Below are 19,703 nucleotides of genomic sequence, written 5' to 3'. Positions count from 1 at the left end.
TCAGTCTGCCACGACGCCGGCGACGGGGCCCGCCGACGAGGTGTCCGCTGTCCGGGGTGCGCTCTCCCACGGCGAGATCGGGTTGCCGGCCCACGAGGTCCCCCCTGGTACCTGCTCGCCACGCATCACGAGCGACGCGGGCGCGATCGTCGCACCGGGACCGATCCCGGCTGCCGGCAGGATCACGCTGTGCGGTCCGAGGGTGCCGCCGGCGTCGACCCGGACCTCGTCGAGCTGCATCACCCGGTCGTGGAACAGGTGCGTCTGCACCACCGTGCCCCTGGCGATCGTCGCGCCGTCCCCGATGGACACCAGGTCCGCCTCCGGCAGCCAGTACGTCTCGCACCAGACCCCGCGGCCGATCGTCGCCCCCAGGGTCCGCAGCCAGGCCGCGAGGGCCGGCGTCCCGGTGGCCTGCTCCGCGAACCACGGCCGGGCGACGGTCTCCACGAACGTGTCCTGCACCTCGTTCCGCCAGACGAACGAGGACCACAGCGGGTGCTCGCGCGCGCTGATCCGGCCGACGAACAGCCACTTCGCGATCGTCGACACCGCCGCGGCCACCGCACCGGCCGCGATCAGGACCACCGCGGCGAGGAGCACCGTCCAGCCGATGCCGACCGCGGACCACAGCGCCAGGAGCACCCCACCGACCCCGAGCGCGATCGCGCCGGACACCATCGGCGCGACGACCCGCAGGACCTCCCAGCAGCCCCGTGCCACACGGAGCCGCCGCGGCGGACGGAACGTGCGCTCCTCGTCGAAGGACGTCGCCGCCCGGCGGAGCCGCACCGGGGGAGAGCCCAGCCACGACGAGCCCCGCTTGGCCTTCTTCGGGACGGCGGACAGCACGGCCACGAGCGCCTCACGCGGGACGCTCCGCCCGGCGCCGGTCATCCCGCTGTTGCCGAGGAACGCCCGGCGGCCCACCTTCGACCGGCCGATCGTGATGCGCCCGCCACCGAGCTCGTACGTGGCGACCATCGTGTCGTCCGCGAGGAACGCCCCCGACGCGATCTGCGTCAGCGACGGCAGGAGCAGCACCGTGGAGATCTCCGTGTTCCGCCCCACCCGCGCGCCGAGCAGCCGGAGCCACACCGGCGTGACGAGGCTCGCGTAGAGCGGGAACAGCAGCGTGCGCGCGGCGTCGAGGACCCGCTCCGTGCACCACGCCTGCCAGCCGATCCGGGAACGCACCGGGTGGCGTCCCTCGTGCAGCCCGATCCCGAGCAGCCGGACCGCCGCGACGACGAGCCCCGCGTAGACCACCCCGGCGACGACCGTCGCGAGCGGGACGAGCGCGAGCGCGTGCAGGACCGCGCCGCCGAGGGTCGCCGCCCGCCCGACCAGCGCGGCGACGACGAGCAACCCGACCGCCACCCCGACGACCGGCAACCCGGCCACCGCGACCGACGCGGCCCCGTACGCGACGAGCCACCGTCGACGGGAGGCGGGGCGGGCCTCCCGTCCGTGCCGTGCCGACCCGACGCGCTCCGCAGGCGACCCCGCCCAGCGTTCGCCGTCGGGCACCCGGCCCTGGACGGCGGAACCCGCCTCGATCTCGGCGCCCGCGCCGACCACTGCACTCGGCATGAGCGTCGTCCGACTGTGCACCACGGCGTCGGACCCGACGGTGACGTGCCCGAGCCGGAACACGTCGCCGTCCACCCAGTGCCCGGCGAGGTCCACCTCGGGTTCGATCGACGCACGCTTGCCGATCGTCAGCATCCCGGTGACCGGTGGCAGCGTGTGCAGGTCGACGTCCCGCCCGATCCGCGCACCGAGCGCCCTGGCGTAGTAGCTGATCCACGGGGCCCCGGCGGTGGATGGGCCATCGACGGCCTCGGCGATCCGCTCGGCCAGCCACACCCGCACGTGCACCGAGCCGCCACGCGGGTGCTCGCCCGGCCGGACCCCGAGCAGCACCAGGCGGGCGAGTGCGACCGTCACCGCCATCTTGCCCACCGGGGTCACGAACACGAGCACCGCGGCGACCAGGACCGGCCACGGCAGCACGGGCAGGAACGGCAGGGTCGTCGTGTGCAGCACCGCGGCGACGACCGCCGTCCACGTCAGGACCCGGAGCCCGCGGAGCACCTGCACCGGCAGCCCGAGGAGCGTCAGCACGAACCCCGTCGCCGGCGGCGTCGGACGGACGTCACGGCGCGCGGCCGCCACCGGGCCCGAGGCGTCCAACGCGTCCGCCAGCGCCCCGATCCTCGGGTGGTCGTAGACGTCCGCGACCGTGGTCGTCGGGTACCGCTCGCGGATCGCCGAGACCAGCTGCGCCGCCGTCAGCGACCCGCCGCCGTGCGCGAAGAAGTCGTCGTCGACGCTCGTCACCGGGATCCCGAGGATCGCGGCCCACCGCTCGGCCACCCAGGCGACCGTCGGCGGCAGACCAGCAGCCGCACCACCGGCACCCGCGTCGCCGGTCAGCGGCCACGGGAGCGCCGCCCGGTCGACCTTGCCCGACGTCCGCGTCGGCAGGGTGTCCACCACGACCAGGAGCGGCACCAGCGCCGCCGGCAGCTCCTCGCGCAGCCGGGCGTTCGCCGCCGCGGTGTCGACCACCGCACCGGCCACCGGCGCGACGTACCCGACGAGCACCTGGTTGCCCGCCGGGGTCCGCTGCACCACGGCAGCACCGCCAGCGACGTCGTCGAGCGCCTGCAACGCCGCGTCGATCTCCCCGAGCTCGATCCGACGCCCGCCGAGCTTCACCTGGTCGTCCGCCCGGCCCTGGAACACCAGCCCCTCCGGGTCGTACCGCACCAGGTCACCGCTCCGGTACGCCCGCTCCCACCCGAGCTCCGGGAACGGCGCGTACTTCTCCGCGTCCTTCGCCGGGTCGAGGTACCGCCCGAGGCCCACCCCGCCGATGACGAGCTCGCCGACCTCGCCCGGCGCGACCCGCGCACCCGCGCCGTCGACCACCGCGAGGTCCCAGCCGTCCAGGGGCAGCCCGATCCGGATCGGCACGCTGCCGTCCATCAGGGAACCGCACGCCACCACCGTCGCCTCCGTCGGCCCGTAGGTGTTCCACACCTCGCGGTCCCGGCTCGCGATCCGGGCCGCGAGCTCGGGCGGGCAGGCCTCGCCGCCGAAGATCACCAGGCGGACCTGCTCCAGGGCGTCGTCCGGCCAGAGCGCCGCCAGCGTCGGGACCGTCGACACCACCGTGATGCCGTGCACGATCAGCCACGGGCCGAGGTCCACACCCGTCCGCACCAGGGAGCGCGGAGCCGGCACCAGGCAGGCACCGTGGCCCCACGCGAGCCACATCTCCTCGCAAGACGCGTCGAACGCCACGCTCAGCCCGGCGAGCACACGGTCACCGGGGCCGATCGGCGCCCGCTGCAGGAACATCCGGGCCTCGGCGTCGACGAACGCCGCCGCGGACCGGTGCGTGACCGCGACGCCCTTGGGGACGCCCGTCGAACCGGACGTGAAGATGACCCACGCGTCGTCGGTCGTGCTCGGTGCGTCGGCGCTCGCCGCGGGGTCGACGACCGGCGCAGCCGTGCCGTCCGCCGCGTCCGGCGCCGTCGCGTCCGCCGCGTCCGGCGCTGTCGCGTCCGCCGCCGCCGCGTCCGGCGCCGTGCCGCCCGCCGCGTCCGCCGTGCCCGCCGCCGTGCCGTGTCGGCGCAGGACGCCGCCCGCGCCGATCACGCCGACCACCCCGGCCTCCCCGAACACGAGGGTCGCCCGCTCCTCCGGGTCGTCCGCGTCGACGGGCACGTACGCCGCGCCCGCGGCCAGGACCGCCAGGATCGACAGGTACAGGTCCCGGCCGCCGGAGGGGATCCGGATGCCCACGCGGTCGCCACGCCGCACGCCCCGCCGGGCGAGGTCGTCGGCCCGCTCCTGCACGAGCCGCACGAGCGTCCGGTAGTCGATCGCGCCGTCGGGGTCCTCGAGCGCGAGCGCCGTCGGGTGGTCGCTCGCGGTCGTCCGCAGCACGTCGAGCAGCGTGCGGGCAGGCGGGACGAGCGCGCCGCGGGCCAGTTCGGTCTGCGGGCTCCCGGTGGCGAGCGTCATCGAGTCCTCTTCCCGGTCGTGTGCGGGTCGACCGGCCCGGATCCTAGGGGGCCGAGGTGTCCTGTTCGGAAACAGCCGCCCGCGCCGCGTCCAGCGACGCCGCGAGCCCGATCGAGTCGTCCAGTCCGTGCAGCGGCGACTCCGTGCGGCCTTCTGCGACGTAGGCGGCCAACGCCACCGCCTGCCACACCAGGCCCTGCCGTCCGCGGAGCCCGCTCGGCTCCGACCAGCGGTCCGCGTCCGCACCGTGGTGCAGCGCGAACGAGGCCGGGAACACGAAGTGGTCCGTGTAGCGCACCGTCGCGCGGCTGCCGGCGATCGTCGCCAGGCCCGGCGTCCACGCGGTGATCGTCGTGGTCGCGACGGACTGCGCGCCGCCGGTGGCCGTCGACACGGTGACGGACTGGAGGTCCACCCCACCGTCCGAGACCACTCCCGTCGTGCTGCTGGTCACCGGGGCGCCGGTGGCGAACCGCGCGAACCAGTGCGCGTACACACCGGCGTCGAGCAGGGCGCCGCCACCCTGCGCCGGATCGAACATGCGGTCCTCTGGGTCGGGGTCGTGCGGCCAGCCGACGTCGACCGTCGCCAGACGGACGTCGCCGAGTCCGCCGTCGGCGAGGAGCTGTGCGATCACGGTGGTGCCCGGCAGGTACCGGGTCCACATCGCCTCCATGGCGAGGACGCCGGCGTCGCGGGCGGCGGTGGCCAGGCGCCGGGTGTCGGCCTCGGACGTGGTCATCGGCTTCTCGACGAGCACGTGCTTGCCGGCGGCGATCGCGAGGAGCGCGTGGTCGAGGTGCTGCGGGTGCGGTGAGGCGACGTAGACGACGTCCACGGCGGGGTCGGCGACGAGGGCCTCGTACGAGCCGTGCGCGGTGGCGACCCCGTGCCGCGCGGCGAAGGCGGCGGCGCGTCCGGGGGAGCGGGAGCCGACCGCCACGACGCGCTGGTCGGAGTTGGCGTGCAGCGTGGTCGTGAAGTCGTTCGCGATCGCGCCGGGGCCGATCACGCCCCACCCGAGGGTCGGACCCCCGCGCAGCGGAACGGTCGAAGGCAACGGGAACGTCATCGTCATGCCTCGACGCTACCGAGGATTCGTCTGTGCCCCCAGGAGGATTCGAACCTCCGCCCCTGCCTCCGGAGGGCAGTGCTCTATCCCCTGAGCTATGGGGGCCCGGGGTGGGAACAACCGTAGCAGGTCCCGGCAGACCTCCAGGACCACCCGTTCCGCCGGGCGTGGCCGATGCGCCAGGATCGTTCCATGCAGCCGGAGCCCCGTCCCGTCCTCGCCGTCGTCGACGTCAGCGACGCCGACCGTGCGGACCCCGCGTTCCACGACGCGCTCACCGCGTTGACCTCCCGGGCGATCGAGGTCGCGCGTGCCGCCGGGTGGGAGCCGCGTCGTTTCGCGGCCGAGCAGCTCGGCGTCGACGGTCTCGACGCGGCGCTGTCCGCGGCGAACGGCGTGCTCGTGATGGGCGGCGAGGACGTCGCCCCTGCGCACTACGAGGGCGACGACGACTACGAGGGGCGCGGTCAGCACTTCGCGGTGGCCGACGCCGCCCAGATCGCCGCGGTCCGTCGTGCGCTGGCCGGGGCCGTGCCGACGCTCGGCATCTGCCGCGGCATGCAGGTCGTCAACGTCGCGCTCGGCGGCGACCTGGTGCAGCACCTCGACCAGGGCGGTCACGTCCGGCCGGGCGACCCGGCTGCGAGCATGGTCGACCACCCGGTGCTCCTGGAACCGGACAGTCGCCTCGCAGCGGCGCTCGGAGCGGCGCGACTCGAGGTCCGTTCCTCGCACCACCAGGCCGTCGGACGGGTGGGCGACGGGCTCCGCGTGGTCGCGACCGCGCCGGACGGCACCGTCGAGGCCGTCGAACACGTCAGCGCTCCGCTGTGGGCGGTGCAGTGGCACCCGGAGGACTCCGGTGCCACCGGGACGGCCCTCCGCGACCTCCTGGTGGCGATGCTCCCGCGCTGATCGCGGACCCGCCCGCGTCAGCCCGCCGGTGTCGCGGTGGGGGTCGGAGTGGGCGTCGCGGACGGTGACAGCGACGCGCTCGGGGTGCCCGTCGAGGTCGGCGCGAGCACCTGCCGGACCGCGTCGACGACGGGTTGCGCCGAGCCCGGCTCGGTGAACAGCGTCGAGGAGGTCGTGATCCAGTACGGGTCCGCGAAGGCATCGGCGCGGCCGACGTCGTCGGTCAGCGAGAAGTAGCCCTCGACGGTGTACGTCGGCACGGAGCCGCCCCGTTCGTAGAGCGCGTCCTTGAGGTTCGTGAGCGACTTCTCAGGGAGGTCGGCGACCGCGACGGTGATCGTCACCGAGCTGTCCGCGACCTCGTCGAAGACGCACACCCGACCACGCTGCTCGGCGATCCGGGCCGCGGCCGACCCCTTCTCGGGCTCGGCAGAGGTGTCGAGCTCGAACTGCTGGCCGTACACGGCGAAGGCGGTGTCCGGCAGGAGCTCGGCGCACGTCTGGGTGACGCGCTTGCCGATCGGGGCCGCGGTGGCGGACGCGCTCGGGGTCGGGCTCGCGGACCGGGTCGCGGTGTCGTCGGCGTCACCGCCGGAGCAGGCGGCGAGCACGAGGGCGGCGGGGACGGCGAGCGCGGCGACGCTGATCGCCCGGACCGATCGTCGGGAGGTCATCCGGCCATGATGCTGCATGCGCCCGAGTGTGGGACGGGTGTCGGCGCCACGCCCGGTAGACTCGTCCGCCGTGACTCCTGCCGAACTCTCCGCCGCGTACCTGTCGATCCTGACCGGGATCGTCGAGCGCCGAGGCGCGTCCGACACCGTGACCGTCGAGGAGTCGCACGTCGCCCTCGAACGCCCGAAGAACCGGGCGCACGGCGACTGGGCCTCGAACGCCGCCATGCAGCTCGCGAAGCGCCTCGGCACGAACCCGCGCGAGCTCGCGACCGAGATCGCCGGCGAGCTGACCGAGCTCGACGGGGTGGACTCGGTCGACGTCGCCGGCCCGGGCTTCATCAACATCACGCTCGAGGCCGCTGCAGCGGGCGAGATCGCGCGCACCATCGTCGAGGGCGGCGAGTCCTTCGGGCACGGCGACCTCTACGACGGCGTCCGCATCGACCTGGAGTTCGTCTCCGCGAACCCGACCGGGCCGATCCACATGGGCGGTGTTCGCTGGGCAGCGGTGGGCGACAGCCTGGCCCGCGTGTTCCAGGCGCAGGGCGGCCTGGTCACCCGCGAGTACTACTTCAACGACCATGGCAGCCAGATCGACCGCTTCGCCCGGTCGCTCGTGGCGTCGGCGCTGGGCGAGCCCACGCCGGAGGACGGCTACGGCGGCGCGTACATCGCCGAGATCGCGGCGCGCGTGCTGTCGACCTTCGACGGTGACGTGCGCGACCTGCCCCGCGACGAGGCGCAGGAACTGTTCCGGCGCGAGGGCGTCGACTTCATGTTCGCGGACATCAAGCAGTCGCTGCACGAGTTCGGCGTCGACTTCGACGTCTACTTCCACGAGAACGCGCTGCACGAGTCGAAGGCCGTCGAGCGCGCCATCGAGCGCCTCCGGTCGAACGGGCACATGTACGAGGCCGAGGGAGCGCAGTGGCTCCGCACGACCGACTTCGGCGACGACCGGGACCGCGTCGTGATCAAGTCCGACGGCGAGCCCGCCTACATCGCCGGCGACCTGGCGTACTACCTCGACAAGCGCGAGCGCGGGTTCGAGCGGAACCTGATCATGCTCGGCGCCGACCACCACGGCTACGTCGGCCGGATGATGGCGATGTGCGCCGCGTTCGGTGACGAGCCGGGCAAGAACCTCGAGATCCTGATCGGCCAGATGGTCAACCTGCTCAAGGACGGCGAGCCGATGCGCATGTCGAAGCGCGCGGGCACGATCGTCACGATGGAGGACCTCGTCGACGCCGTGGGTGTCGACGCCGGCCGGTACTCGCTCGTCCGGTTCGCCAGCGACACCGCGATCGACATCGACCTCGACCTGCTCACCAAGCGCACCAACGACAACCCGGTGTTCTACGTCCAGTACGCCCACGCCCGCACGCAGTCCGTCGCGCGCAACGCCGCGGCCTCGGGTGTGGACCGCTCGGCGTTCGACGCGTCCCTGCTCACCCACGACACCGAGGGTGCGCTGCTCGGGGCCCTCGCGGAGTACCCGCGGGTGGTCCGGCAGGCCGCCGAACTCCGCGAGCCGCACCGCATCGCGCGCTACATCGAGCAGCTCGCGGGGCTGTACCACCGCTGGTACGACGCCTGCCGGGTGACCCCGCTCGGCGACGAGACCGTCACCGACCTGCACCGCACGCGTCTGTGGCTCAACGACGCGACCGGTCAGGTCGTGCGGAACGGCCTCGGCCTGCTCGGCGTGAGCGCCCCCGAGCGCATGTAGCGCGCCGCGCGCCGCGCGCGCCGCGCCGCGCCGCGCGCCGCCGCCAGCCGCGCTTCGCACAACCGAAAGCACTCCGAACCACGCAAGTCCGTGGTTCGGAGTGCTTTCGGCTGTGCGGCGCCACACCGCACCGCCCCGCCGGCACCGCCGGCACCGCCGGCGCCGCCGGCGCCCGCACCGCACCACGCGCCCGCCGCGCCGCCGCGCCGGGCGCACGCCGGGCCTCCAGGCCGCATCCCGGGGGACGCTGGCAAGGTAGGACGCATGTCCACCGCACCCGCCGCCCCACGCAAGCGCCGCCGCGGGCGCACCGCAGCGATCGTCGTCATCGGGATCGTGGTGCTGCTCGCCGTGCTCGTCGTCATCGCCGAGTTCGTCCTCCGCGGCGTCGTCGACCGGATGATCGCGCAGCAGGTCGAGCAGTCGCTGCCGGACGGCACGACGGGCACCGTGGACGCCCACGCCGAGGGCGTCATCATCCCGCAGCTCATCGGCGGCAGCCTCGACGAGGTGGCGATCTCGTCACGCAAGATCACCGTCGACGGCATCCCGCTCGCCGCCGACGTCACCGCGCACGACGTCCCGATCGACGGCAAGGGGAACGTGCACGACGTGGACGGCACGGTCACCCTGGCCGCCACGAGCGTGAAGGACCTCGCGAAGTACAGCCCGCTGTTCGACCGCCTGTCGCTCGTGGACGGCGGCGTCGAGCTCTCCGGGACCACCGCGGTGCTCGGCTACGACATCTCCTACCAGGCCCGCGGCACCGTCGCCGCGCAGACCGCCGGGAAGGGCATCACGATCACCCCGAAGACGGTGCGGATCACGAACTCGGCGCTCGACCTCAAGGTCGACGACATCCCCGGCGTCACGAACACCCCGGTGCAGGTCTGCACCGCGCAGTTCCTGCCGGAGGCACTCCGCGTCCGCTCGCTCGACGTCACCGCCGCGAAGGCCACGGTGCGCATCACCGCCGACGAGCTGCCCCTCAGTGAGCAGGGTCTCCAGACCACCGGGACGTGCTGACTTCTCCACAGGGGCGTAACCAAGGACTGGAGGCCCGTGTCGGCTCGGTAGGATCGGGTCCCGTGAGCGAGAACCCACTTGCCCCGCCGCGGCTGCGGTTCCCGGCGGATGCCTCCGCGCTGACCGCGCGGATCTGGCCCGCCTCCGCGACGCGCACCGACGACGGTTCGCTCGCGATCGGCGGTGTCACCGCGTCCGACCTCGTCGCGCAGTTCGGCACGCCGCTGTACGTCGTCGACGAGCGCGACGTGCAGTCCCGCGCCGTCCGGGTGCGCAACGCCTTCACCGAGGCATTCGGCCGCATCGGCACGCACGCGCACGTCTACTACGCCGGCAAGGCGTTCCTCACCACGCAGGTCGCGGCCTGGATGGCCGAGGCAGACCTCCGCGTCGACGTCTGCACCGGTGGCGAGCTCGCGGTCGCCCTGGCCGGCGGCGTCGATCCCGGTCGGCTCGGGTTCCACGGCAACGACAAGTCCGACGCCGAGATCGCCCGCGCGGTGCAGGTCGGGGTCGGCACGATCGTCCTCGACTCGCACGAGGAGATCGACCGCGTCGCCGACACCGCAGCGGCCGCCGGCGTCGTCCAGCGCGTCCGCATCCGGATCAACAGCGGGGTGCACGCGTCCACGCACGAGTACCTGGCGACCGCACGCGAAGACCAGAAGTTCGGCATCCCCCTGACCGAGGCCGTGGCAGCCGCCGAGACCATCCGGTCCCGCCCGTCGCTCGCGTTCGTCGGCCTGCACTCGCACATCGGGTCGCAGATCTTCGACGAGTCCGGGTTCCGCGAAGCCGCCCGTCGGTTGATGGACGTGCACGCCACGCTCGTGCAGTCCGGACCGGTCCCGGAACTCAACCTCGGTGGCGGCTGGGGCATCGACTACACCGAGGCGGACTCCGCCTTCGAACCCGAGGACGTCGCGGACGCCCTCGCGACCATCGTCGCCGATGCCTGCGCCGAGCGCGGCATCCCGGTACCGGAGATCGCGGTCGAGCCTGGGCGGTACATCGTCGGTCCGGCCGGCATCACGCTCTACCGCGTCGGCACCATCAAGCCGGTCGCCCTCGAGACGCCGGACGGCGACGACGCCACCGCCACCCGCACGTACGTCTCGGTCGACGGCGGGATGAGCGACAACGCCCGCCCGGCCCTGTACGGCGCCGAGTACACCGCCCGTCTCGCCCGCACCTCCGACGCACCGGCGGTCCTGACCCGGGTCGTCGGGAAGCACTGCGAGAGCGGCGACATCGTGGTCCACGACGAGTACCTGCCCGGGGACGTGCACCGCGGGGACCTCCTCGCCGTCGCCGCCACCGGTGCCTACTGCTGGAGCCTCGCGAGCAACTACAACCACGTCGGTCGCCCGCCGGTCGTCGCGGTCGCCGACGGCCGAGCACGTATCCTCGTCCGTGGTGAGACGGTCGACGACCTCCTCGCCCGCGACAGCGGGGTGTCGCCCGTGGCCGCTGCCGGTGCCGCGCGGTGAGCCCCCGAGATCCCGGAGACACGCACCACATGATCGAATACCGCAACGTCCGCGTCGCGCTGCTCGGAGCCGGCTCGGTCGGCTCGCAGGTCGCGCGACTCCTGCTCGAACACGGCGACGAGCTGGCCTCGCGCGCCGGCGCCGGCCTCGAACTCGTCGGGATCGCCGTCCGCGACGTCGATGCGCAGCGTGACGTCGACCTGCCGCGCGAGCTGTTCACGACGGACGCGGAGTCGCTGATCCTCGGCGCGGACATCGTCGTCGAGCTCATCGGCGGCATCGAGCCGGCACGCACCCTGGTGCTGCAGGCCCTGCAGTCCGGCGCCGACGTCGTCACCGGCAACAAGGCGCTCCTCGCGACGCACGGGCCCGAGCTCTTCGCCGCGGCCGAGCAGGTCGGCGCACAGCTCTACTACGAGGCCGCCGTCGCCGGGGCGATCCCGATCATCCGGCCGCTGCACGACTCCCTCGCCGGTGACCGCATCGTGCGGATCATGGGCATCGTGAACGGCACCACGAACTTCATCCTCGACCTGATGGACCGCGAAGGCGCCACCTTCCAGGACGCCCTGGCCACGGCGACGGAGCTCGGGTACGCCGAGGCCGACCCGACCGCCGACATCGAGGGCTACGACGCCGCGCAGAAGGCCGCGATCCTGGCCTCGATCGCGTTCCACACCTCGGTCCCGCTCGCCGCCGTGCACCGGGAGGGCATCACCTCGGTCACCATCGAGCAGGTCCGTGCCGCACGCAAGGCCGGCTACGTCGTGAAGATCCTGGCGACGTGCGAGCGCCTCACCGACGAGAACGGCCGCGAGGGCGTGAGCGCCCGCGTGTACCCGGCCCTCGTCCCCGAGTCGCACCCGCTCGCCAGCGTGCACGGTGCGAAGAACGCCGTCTTCGTCGAGGCAGAGGCCGCCGGCGACCTGATGTTCTACGGCGCCGGAGCCGGCGGCGTCGAGACGGCCTCCGCGGTCCTCGGTGACCTGGTCTCCGCCGCCCGTCGTCACGTGATCGGTGGGCCCGGCATCGCCGAGTCCACCCAGTCGGACCTGCCCGTCTTCCCGATCGGCACCGTCCGCACGAGCTACCAGATCACCCTGCACGTGACGGACGCCCCCGGCGTGCTGTCCACGGTCGCGGGCGTCCTGGCGAAGCACGGCGTCAGCGTCGAGACCGTCGAGCAGTCCAGCGCGCACGGCGACGGCGGCACCGCCACCCTGGTGATCGGCACGCACGAGGCCCGCGAATCGGACCTCGCCGACACCGTCGTCGCACTCCGCGGCGAGACGACCGTCACCGACGTGGCGAGCGTCCTCCGCGTCGTCGGCGCCTGACCGGCCGCCAGACCCACCAGTCCCACCAGCAGCACCGACAGAGAGAGAACCCCGATGGCCCACCAGTGGCAGGGCGTCCTGCGCGAGTACGCCGACCGACTCGACGTGACCGAGGCGACACCCGTGATCACCCTGGGGGAGGGCGGCACGCCGCTCATCCCGGCACGGCGTCTCTCCGAGCGCACCGGCGCCGAGGTCTGGGTGAAGTTCGAGGGCATGAACCCCACGGGCTCCTTCAAAGACCGCGGCATGACGATGGCGATCTCGAAGGCCGTCGAGCACGGTGCGAAGGCGGTCATCTGCGCCTCGACCGGCAACACGAGCGCCTCGGCCGCCGCGTACGCCACGCACGCCGGCATCACGGCTGCGGTCCTGGTCCCCGAGGGCAAGATCGCGATGGGGAAGCTCAGCCAGGCCGTCGCCCACGACGCCCAGCTGCTCCAGGTGCAGGGCAACTTCGACGACTGCCTGGACATCGCACGGGACCTCGCCGCGAACTACCCGGTGCACCTGGTCAACTCGGTCAACAACGACCGCATCGAGGGCCAGAAGACGGCCGCGTTCGAGGTCGTCGACGTCCTCGGTGACGCCCCGGACTTCCACTTCCTGCCCGTCGGCAACGCCGGTAACTACACGGCGTACTCCCGCGGCTACCGCGAGGACGTCGCCGCCGGTCGTTCCTCGAAGCTCCCGCGGATGTTCGGCTTCCAGGCCGCCGGCTCCGCCCCGATCGTGAACGGCGCCGTCGTCCAGCACCCGGAGACCGTCGCATCGGCGATCCGCATCGGCAACCCGGCATCGTGGAAGTTCGCCCTCGAGGCGCGCGAGGAGACCGACGGCTACTTCGGTGCGATCACCGACGCCGGCATCCTCGCCGCACACCGCATCCTGTCCGCCGAGGTCGGCGTCTTCGTGGAGCCGGCCTCCGCGATCGGTGTCGCCGGGCTCCTCGAGCGTGCCGACGCCGGGGAGATCCCGAAGGGCGCGAAGGTCGTCATCACGGTGACCGGCCACGGCCTCAAGGACCCGCAGTGGGCGCTCCGCACCGAGGACGGCAGTGACGTCACGCCGACGAGCGTCCCCGTCGACACCGCCGCGGTCGCGGACGTGCTCGGACTGGCCGGCGCGCAGTGAGCCCCGACCGCTCGTCCGGACCGGAGGAGGGCACGATCGCCCGCATCGCTGTACCGGCCGGACGGGCGGTCCGTGTGCGTGTCCCGGCGACGTCCGCGAACCTCGGTCCCGGGTTCGACTCGCTGGGGCTCGCGCTCTCCCTCTACGACGAGGTCGAGGTCCGTGTCCGGCCCGAGCCCGGCGCGACCGTCACGGTCGAGGGCATCGGCGCCGGTGAGGTCGCGACCGACGACACGAACCTCGTCGTCCGTGCCGTTCGCCGCGGGCTGGAGCACGCCGGGGTCGAGCAGCCCGGTCTCGAGCTGTCCGCGGTGAACGCGATCCCGCACGGCCGCGGCATGGGGTCGTCCGCCGCGGCGATCGTCGCCGGGCTGATGGCCGCACGGGGCCTGCTCGAGGGCATCGTCGACCTCGACGCCTCGACGCTCCTCACCCTCGCCACCGAGATGGAGGGACACCCCGACAACGTCGCCCCGGCGCTCTTCGGTGGGCTCACCATCGCCTGGATGACCGCGGACGGGCCCGCGTACAAGCGGCTCCTGGTGCACCGCGGTGTCGCGCCGGTGGTCTTCGTGCCGACCTCCACCCTGTCCACGAAGCTCGCGCGCTCCCTGCAGCCCGAGAGCGTCCCGCACGCCGACGCCGCGTTCAACGTCTCCCGGTCGGCGCTCCTCGTCGCCGCGCTCATCCAGAGTCCGGAGCTCCTGCTCGCCGCGACCGAGGACCGGCTGCACCAGACGTACCGAGCGAGTGCCATGCCCGAGACGGACGCGCTGATCCGCCTGCTCCGGCAGCACGGGCTCGCCGCGGTGGTGTCCGGCGCCGGGCCGAGCCTGCTCGTGCTCGGATCGGACCCGGCACAGCGCCTGACGGCCGCCGATCTGGTCGAGCGACACGCCGAATCGAGCTGGCGTCCGCTCATGCTCGCCGTCGATCTCGGTGGTGCTACAGTGAATCCGCACCCGGTGAACCACGGAGGCAACCCGTAGCGAGGCTTCGTGCCCATCACGAACGACAGCCAGCACGTGTTCCACGGTTCGCAGGTGTGATCTCCCTCAGATCACCGCTTCCCGGTCCGTCGTCTGAACGGCGGCCACGCAACAGTGTCGGCCCACCCGTGTGCCGAGCGCGTCCGCGCAGGAAGTCGGTGAAAACTCTCCGCGCTCTGCGGTTCGGAAGGAACACAGCAAACGTGACCAACGTGAACAACTCTGTTGCATCGGCAGAGATCCCCAGCGACCTGCGCGCGCTCCGTCTGCCGGAACTGCAGCGGATCGCCTCCTCCCTCGGCATCACGGGGCTCTCGAAGCTCCGCAAGGGCGACCTCATCGCCGCGATCGAGGACAAGCGCCCCGAGACGACCGACGCCCCCGCCGAGGCAGCGGCGCCGGTCAGCACCCCCGAGCCGGCCGCAGCGCCGGAGCCCGTGTCGGCGACCGGCACCGCGGCCGCCGCCGTCTCCGAGGAGCTCGCCCCGGCGACCCCGACCCACCACGAGGCCGGCGCCGAGGCGACCGACGTCGTGGACGTCACCCCGACGACCGAGGCCGCGCCGTCGCGTGCCCGTCGCTCGCGCCGCGCCAGCTCCGGCGGCAACGTCACCACGGCGCCCACCACGGCCGCCGAGCACACCAACCACGGCCAGACCGGCACCGAGGACCTCCTCGCCGGCCTCGACCAGGTCCGCGCCGAGAAGGACGCGCAAGAGGCCCAGACCGGCGGCCAGCGTCGTCGTCGCGGCCAGCAGCCGAAGGCGGACCAGGCAGCCGTCGTCGCCGAGGAGACCCCGGCCACCGAGCAGGACGCCGACGCGACGACCGCGCGGGACGACCAGCAGGACCAGAACGACCAGGGCCAGAACGACCAGAACGACCAGAACGGTGACAACGAGGGCGGCTCGCGCCGCGGTCGTCGCAGCCGGGGCCGCGGTCGTGGTCGTGGGCAGAACGCCGAGTCCGGCGAGCAGCAGAACCAGCAGCCCCAGGACGCCGAGACCGCCGCGCAGCAGAACGGCCGCCAGCAGAACAACCGTCAGGCCGACAAGCAGGACCAGGGCGACCAGGTGGAGCAGGGCGAGCAGAAGCAGGGCCGCCAGAAGCAGGGCCAGCAGAAGCAGAACCAGGGCCAGCAGAACCAGAACCAGCACCAGAACCAGGCCCAGAACCAGCAGAACCACGCCCAGCAGCAGCGCGACGACCAGCAGCGCCGCGACCAGGAAGAGGCCGAGAGCGGCCGCAGCCGTCGCCAGCGCGACCGCAAGCGCGGCCGTGGCGGGCAGAACGACGACTTCGAGCCGGAGATCACCGAGGACGACGTCCTGATCCCCGTCGCGGGCATCCTCGACGTGCTCGACAACTACGCCTTCGTGCGGACCACCGGGTACCTCCCGGGCCCGAGCGACGTCTACGTGTCCCTCGGCCAGGTGAAGAAGTACCACCTGCGCAAGGGCGACGCGGTCGTCGGTGCGATCAAGCAGCCGCGCGACAACGAGCAGCAGAGCCGCCAGAAGTACAACGCGCTGGTCAAGATCGACACGATCAACGGCCAGTCCGCGGACGAGGCGGCCAGCCGCGTCGACTTCCAGGACCTCACCCCGCTCTACCCGAACGAGCGTCTCCGCCTCGAGACCGAGCCGGCGAAGCTGTCGACCCGGATCATCGACCTGGTGTCGCCGATCGGCAAGGGCCAGCGCGGCCTGATCGTCTCGCCGCCCAAGGCCGGCAAGACCGTCGTGCTGCAGGCCATCGCGAACGCGATCTCGAAGAACAACCCCGAGGCGCACCTCATGGTCGTCCTCGTGGACGAGCGGCCCGAAGAGGTCACCGACATGCAGCGCACGGTGAAGGGCGAGGTCATCGCCTCGACCTTCGACCGTCCCGCCGAGGACCACACCACGGTCGCCGAGCTCGCCATCGAGCGTGCGAAGCGCCTCGTGGAGCTCGGTCACGACGTCGTCGTGCTGCTCGACTCGATCACCCGCCTGGGCCGCGCCTACAACCTGGCGACCCCGCCGTCGGGCCGTGTGCTCTCCGGTGGCGTCGACTCGGCCGCGCTGTACCCGGCGAAGCGCTTCTTCGGCGCCGCCCGGAACATCGAGAACGGCGGCTCGCTGACCATCCTCGCCACGGCGCTCGTCGAGACCGGATCGAAGATGGACGAGGTGATCTTCGAGGAGTTCAAGGGCACCGGCAACATGGAGCTCCGCCTGAACCGTCACCTGGCGGACAAGCGGATCTTCCCGGCCGTCGACGTCAACGCCTCCGGTACCCGTCGCGAGGAGCAGCTGCTCTCCGCCGACGAGGTCAAGATCACCTGGCGGCTGCGTCGTGCCCTGGCCGGGCTCGACCCGCAGCAGGCGCTCGAGATCGTGCTGCGGAACCTCAAGGAGACGCAGTCGAACGTCGAGTTCCTGGTGCAGGTGCAGAAGTCGGTCCCCGCGACCGGTCACCACAACGGCCACCAGGAGTAACCGGTGTTCGAGTCGGTGGCAGGGCTGCTGGCGGAACACGAGGACCTGACGCAGCAGCTGTCGGACCCCGCGCTCCACGCCGATGCGGCCCGGGCGAAGAAGGTCAACCGGCGGTTCGCCGAGCTGAACCAGATCAAGTCCGCGTACGAGGCCTGGACGGCGGCGGGGGAGGACCTCGCCGCCGCCCGGGAGCTCGCACGTGAGGACGCCGCGTTCGCGGACGAGGTCCCGGACCTCGAGGAGCAGCTCGCGGAGCGCCAGGAGCGGCTCCGCCGGCTCCTGATCCCGCGCGACCCGGACGACGGCCGTGACGTCATCATGGAGATCAAGGGCGGCGAAGGCGGCGAGGAATCGGCGCTGTTCGCGGCCGACCTGCTGCGCATGTACTCGCACTACGCCGAGTCCAAGGGCTGGAAGGTCGAGCTCCTCGAGCGCACCGAGAGCGACCTCGGCGGCTACAAGGACGTCCAGGTCGCGATCAAGTCGAACTCCTCGGACCCCGCGCAGGGCGTCTGGGCGCACCTGAAGTACGAGGGCGGCGTGCACCGCGTGCAGCGCGTGCCGCAGACCGAGTCGCAGGGGCGGATCCACACCTCGACGACCGGCGTGCTGGTCTTCCCCGAGGTCGACGAGCCCGAAGAGGTCGAGATCAACCAGAACGACCTCAAGATCGACGTGTACCGGTCCTCCGGTCCCGGCGGTCAGTCGGTGAACACGACGGACTCCGCGGTCCGCATCACGCACCTGCCCACGGGCATCACGGTCGCGATGCAGAACGAGAAGTCCCAGCTGCAGAACCGTGAGGCCGGCATGCGCGTCCTGCGCGCCCGCATCCTCGCGAAGCAGCAGGAGGAACTCGACGCCCTGGCGTCGGACGCCCGTCGCTCGCAGATCCGGGGGATGGACCGTTCGGAGCGCATCCGCACGTACAACTTCCCGGAGAACCGGATCGCGGACCACCGCACCGGGTACAAGGCGTACGACCTCGACCGCGTCATGAACGGCGCGCTCGAACCCGTCATCGAGTCCGCCATCCGTGCGGACGAAGAGGCACGTCTGGCCGCCGTGGGCGACCAGAACGCCTGACTGGAGGCCCGGATCACCTCCGACACGCCCGTCACGTTCGCGGCCGATCGCCTCCTCGAGGAGGCGACGGCCGCGCTCGTCGCGCACGGGGTCCCGACACCGCGCGTGGACGCGGAGCTCCTGCTCGCCTGGGCGACCGACACCTCACGCGGTGCCGTGCAGGCCCGCGCCATGACCGGCGGCGCGATCGCGGGGGAGCACGTCGAACGCTTCCGCCAGGCGGTCGCCCGGCGCGCCACGCGGCTGCCGCTCCAGCACATCACCGGCGAGGCACACTTCCGCGCGCTGACCCTCGCCGTCGGACCCGGGGTCTTCGTGCCCCGGCCCGAGACGGAGGGCGTCGTGCAGTTCGGCATCGACGCGCTGCGGGCGACCGCGGTGCCCGAGCCGATCGCCGTCGACCTCGGCTCCGGCAGCGGCGCCATCGCGATCGCCATGGACACCGAGGTGCCGAACGCGCTCGTGTACGCCGTCGAGCGATCGGCCGACGCGCTGCCCTGGACCCGGCGCAACGTCGCGACGTACGGCGGCACGGTGCGGCTCGTCGAGGGCGACCTGGCCGATGCGTTCCCGGAGCTCGACGGCACGGTGTCCGTCGTGGTGTCGAACCCGCCGTACGTGCCCGACGACGCGATCCCGGTCGACCCCGAGGTCCGCGACCACGACCCGGCGCTCGCGCTCTACGGCGGCACGGACGGGCTCGACGCGGTCCGCGCCCTCACGGAGACCGCGTGGCGGCTCCTGGTGCCGGGCGGACTGCTCGTCATCGAGCACGCCGAGCCGCAGGGCGCAGCCGTGCGCGACGTGCTCGTGCGCCGGGGGTTCCGGTCCCCGGAGACGCACCAGGACCTGACGGGACGCGACCGCACGACCACCGCGACCCGCTGACCGACCCGCCCCGAGCCTCCCGGCCGGTGCCCGGCCCCCTGCCGGCGTTCCGCGTGCTGCCCCGCCGCCCCGCCGCCCGCCGTATCGCGCGAAGGAAGTTGTTTCGCGCGTGGTGGGTCGTTCCTTCCGACTGCGCACGCGCGTTCTCGCTTCCCACAGCGCACGCGATGGGAAGGAACGCGCTAGGAGACCGTGGCGTCCGAGCGGGCCGCGACGAAGGCGCGGACCGCCTGGCGCAGGTCCGTGTCGCGCTCGACCAGCACCGCGGAGATGCCGACCGACCTGGCGCCCTCGACGTTCTCGGGCATGTCGTCGGCGAAGAACGTGTCCTCGGGGCGGGCGCCGTGGTGCTCGAGCGCCCGGAGGAACACCTCGGGCTCGGGCTTCCGCGCGCCGAAGTTGCTCGACGTGTCCAGGTGCTCCCCGAACAGCGGGGGCAGGGACGGCGCCCACCGGTGGATCCAGCGGCCGGCGAGCGGTCCGTTGTTCGTGAGGAGCGCGACACGCCCGTGCTCGCTGGCGATCCGGACGGCCTCGATGCGTTCGGGCAGCTCGGTCATCGCGGCACCGCGGATGCGCGCCCACTCGGCCTCGGGGACCTCGCACTCCATCGCGGCCTCGAACGCGGCCAGGTAGGCGTCCCCGTCGGGGAAGTGTCCGGCCTCGGCACGCATCTCGCCACCGGTGCGCCACCAGCGGCGTCGGAGCTCGTCGAGCTCGTGCCCGGTGAGCTCGGTGAGACCCGCCATGCGGGTCTTCCAGTCGTACCGGACGAGCACGTCGTCCATGTCGAAGAGGAACAGGAGTCGGGGCGCAGGCGTCTCGTTCACGATGTC

General features: G+C 72.8%; 14 protein-coding genes and 1 tRNA gene. 10 read left to right on the top strand and 5 right to left on the bottom strand.

The window, feature by feature from the left end; translation table 11 throughout:
- The 3 genes from ACIPJY_RS03645 to ACIPJY_RS03635 all read right to left on the bottom strand — a co-directional run bounded on the left by ACIPJY_RS03645 (nucleotide 1) and on the right by ACIPJY_RS03635 (nucleotide 5,218).
- The gene (locus tag ACIPJY_RS03645) at nucleotides 1-4,041 is read right to left on the bottom strand and encodes a Pls/PosA family non-ribosomal peptide synthetase (protein WP_400459335.1); all 4,041 of its coding nucleotides are present in this window, start codon (nucleotides 4,039-4,041) and stop codon (nucleotides 1-3) included.
- 43 nt (nucleotides 4,042-4,084) lie between these two features.
- Nucleotides 4,085-5,119, bottom strand: coding sequence for a Gfo/Idh/MocA family protein (locus ACIPJY_RS03640; protein ID WP_400459336.1), 1,035 nt, complete (start codon nucleotides 5,117-5,119; stop codon nucleotides 4,085-4,087).
- Between the two features lie 27 nt (nucleotides 5,120-5,146).
- A tRNA-Arg gene (locus ACIPJY_RS03635) sits at nucleotides 5,147-5,218 on the bottom strand.
- A gap of 87 nt (nucleotides 5,219-5,305) precedes the next feature.
- Between ACIPJY_RS03635 and ACIPJY_RS03630 the strand changes: the two genes are divergently transcribed.
- Nucleotides 5,306-6,028 (top strand): gamma-glutamyl-gamma-aminobutyrate hydrolase family protein, encoded by a 723-nt coding sequence (locus tag ACIPJY_RS03630; protein WP_400459337.1) that lies wholly within the window; start codon nucleotides 5,306-5,308, stop codon nucleotides 6,026-6,028.
- A 17-nt stretch (nucleotides 6,029-6,045) separates the two neighbouring features.
- Here ACIPJY_RS03630 and ACIPJY_RS03625 read toward each other — a convergent pair whose 3' ends face one another.
- Entirely contained in the window at nucleotides 6,046-6,702 is a 657-nt protein-coding gene (locus ACIPJY_RS03625; RefSeq protein WP_400459340.1) for a hypothetical protein, read from the bottom strand.
- 70 nt (nucleotides 6,703-6,772) lie between these two features.
- On the opposite strand from ACIPJY_RS03625, the gene argS reads away from it, so the two are divergent.
- The 9 genes from argS (at nucleotide 6,773) to prmC (ending at nucleotide 18,867) form a co-directional block, all read left to right on the top strand.
- Nucleotides 6,773-8,437, top strand: a complete 1,665-nt coding sequence (gene argS / locus ACIPJY_RS03620) for an arginine--tRNA ligase (protein WP_400459341.1) — start codon at nucleotides 6,773-6,775, stop codon at nucleotides 8,435-8,437.
- 264 nt (nucleotides 8,438-8,701) lie between these two features.
- Nucleotides 8,702-9,463: a hypothetical protein gene (locus ACIPJY_RS03615; RefSeq protein ID WP_400459343.1), complete on the top strand. Its 762-nt coding sequence runs from the start codon at nucleotides 8,702-8,704 to the stop codon at nucleotides 9,461-9,463.
- A 62-nt stretch (nucleotides 9,464-9,525) separates the two neighbouring features.
- Complete coding sequence (gene lysA / locus ACIPJY_RS03610) at nucleotides 9,526-10,953, top strand: diaminopimelate decarboxylase (protein WP_400459345.1); 1,428 nt, start codon at nucleotides 9,526-9,528, stop codon at nucleotides 10,951-10,953.
- A 29-nt stretch (nucleotides 10,954-10,982) separates the two neighbouring features.
- Nucleotides 10,983-12,290 (top strand): homoserine dehydrogenase, encoded by a 1,308-nt coding sequence (locus tag ACIPJY_RS03605; RefSeq protein ID WP_400459347.1) that lies wholly within the window; start codon nucleotides 10,983-10,985, stop codon nucleotides 12,288-12,290.
- 54 nt (nucleotides 12,291-12,344) lie between these two features.
- Nucleotides 12,345-13,424, top strand: a complete 1,080-nt coding sequence (thrC, locus tag ACIPJY_RS03600; protein ID WP_400459349.1) for a threonine synthase — start codon at nucleotides 12,345-12,347, stop codon at nucleotides 13,422-13,424.
- Between the two features lie 35 nt (nucleotides 13,425-13,459).
- Nucleotides 13,460-14,413 carry a homoserine kinase gene (gene thrB / locus ACIPJY_RS03595; protein WP_400460861.1) on the top strand — a complete coding sequence of 318 codons (954 nt, stop codon included), beginning with the start codon at nucleotides 13,460-13,462 and terminating at the stop codon, nucleotides 14,411-14,413.
- A gap of 203 nt (nucleotides 14,414-14,616) precedes the next feature.
- On the top strand, nucleotides 14,617-16,893 hold the full coding sequence (rho, locus tag ACIPJY_RS03590; protein WP_400459352.1) for a transcription termination factor Rho: 2,277 nt from the start codon (nucleotides 14,617-14,619) through the stop codon (nucleotides 16,891-16,893).
- 3 nt (nucleotides 16,894-16,896) lie between these two features.
- Entirely contained in the window at nucleotides 16,897-17,979 is a 1,083-nt protein-coding gene (gene prfA, locus ACIPJY_RS03585; RefSeq protein WP_400459354.1) for a peptide chain release factor 1, read from the top strand.
- A gap of 12 nt (nucleotides 17,980-17,991) precedes the next feature.
- Entirely contained in the window at nucleotides 17,992-18,867 is an 876-nt protein-coding gene (gene prmC / locus ACIPJY_RS03580; RefSeq protein ID WP_400460863.1) for a peptide chain release factor N(5)-glutamine methyltransferase, read from the top strand.
- 182 nt (nucleotides 18,868-19,049) lie between these two features.
- On the opposite strand, the gene ACIPJY_RS03575 is transcribed toward prmC, so the two are convergent.
- The gene (locus ACIPJY_RS03575; protein WP_400459357.1) at nucleotides 19,050-19,697 is read right to left on the bottom strand and encodes an HAD family hydrolase; all 648 of its coding nucleotides are present in this window, start codon (nucleotides 19,695-19,697) and stop codon (nucleotides 19,050-19,052) included.
- Between the last annotated feature and the right edge of the window lie 6 nt (nucleotides 19,698-19,703).

It is taken from the genome of Curtobacterium sp. NPDC090223 (genome assembly GCF_044746585.1).
GTDB lineage: Bacteria > Actinomycetota > Actinomycetes > Actinomycetales > Microbacteriaceae > Curtobacterium.
The sequence above is the reverse complement of the archived record's forward strand: the minus strand, read 5'-3'. Positions and strand labels throughout refer to the sequence as shown.

Bases quoted from the DNA above. Each gene is read 5' to 3' on its own strand.
- ACIPJY_RS03645 (WP_400459335.1), bottom strand. From the start codon at position 4,041: ATGACGCTCGCCACCGGGAGCCCGCAGACCGAACTGGCCCGCGGCGCG.
- ACIPJY_RS03630 (WP_400459337.1), top strand. From the start codon at position 5,306: ATGCAGCCGGAGCCCCGTCCCGTCCTCGCCGTCGTCGACGTCAGCGAC.
- ACIPJY_RS03625 (WP_400459340.1), bottom strand. From the start codon at position 6,702: ATGACCTCCCGACGATCGGTCCGGGCGATCAGCGTCGCCGCGCTCGCC.
- ACIPJY_RS03640 (WP_400459336.1), bottom strand. From the start codon at position 5,119: ATGACGATGACGTTCCCGTTGCCTTCGACCGTTCCGCTGCGCGGGGGT.
- ACIPJY_RS03615 (WP_400459343.1), top strand. From the start codon at position 8,702: ATGTCCACCGCACCCGCCGCCCCACGCAAGCGCCGCCGCGGGCGCACC.
- thrC (WP_400459349.1), top strand. From the start codon at position 12,345: ATGGCCCACCAGTGGCAGGGCGTCCTGCGCGAGTACGCCGACCGACTC.
- ACIPJY_RS03605 (WP_400459347.1), top strand. From the start codon at position 10,983: ATGATCGAATACCGCAACGTCCGCGTCGCGCTGCTCGGAGCCGGCTCG.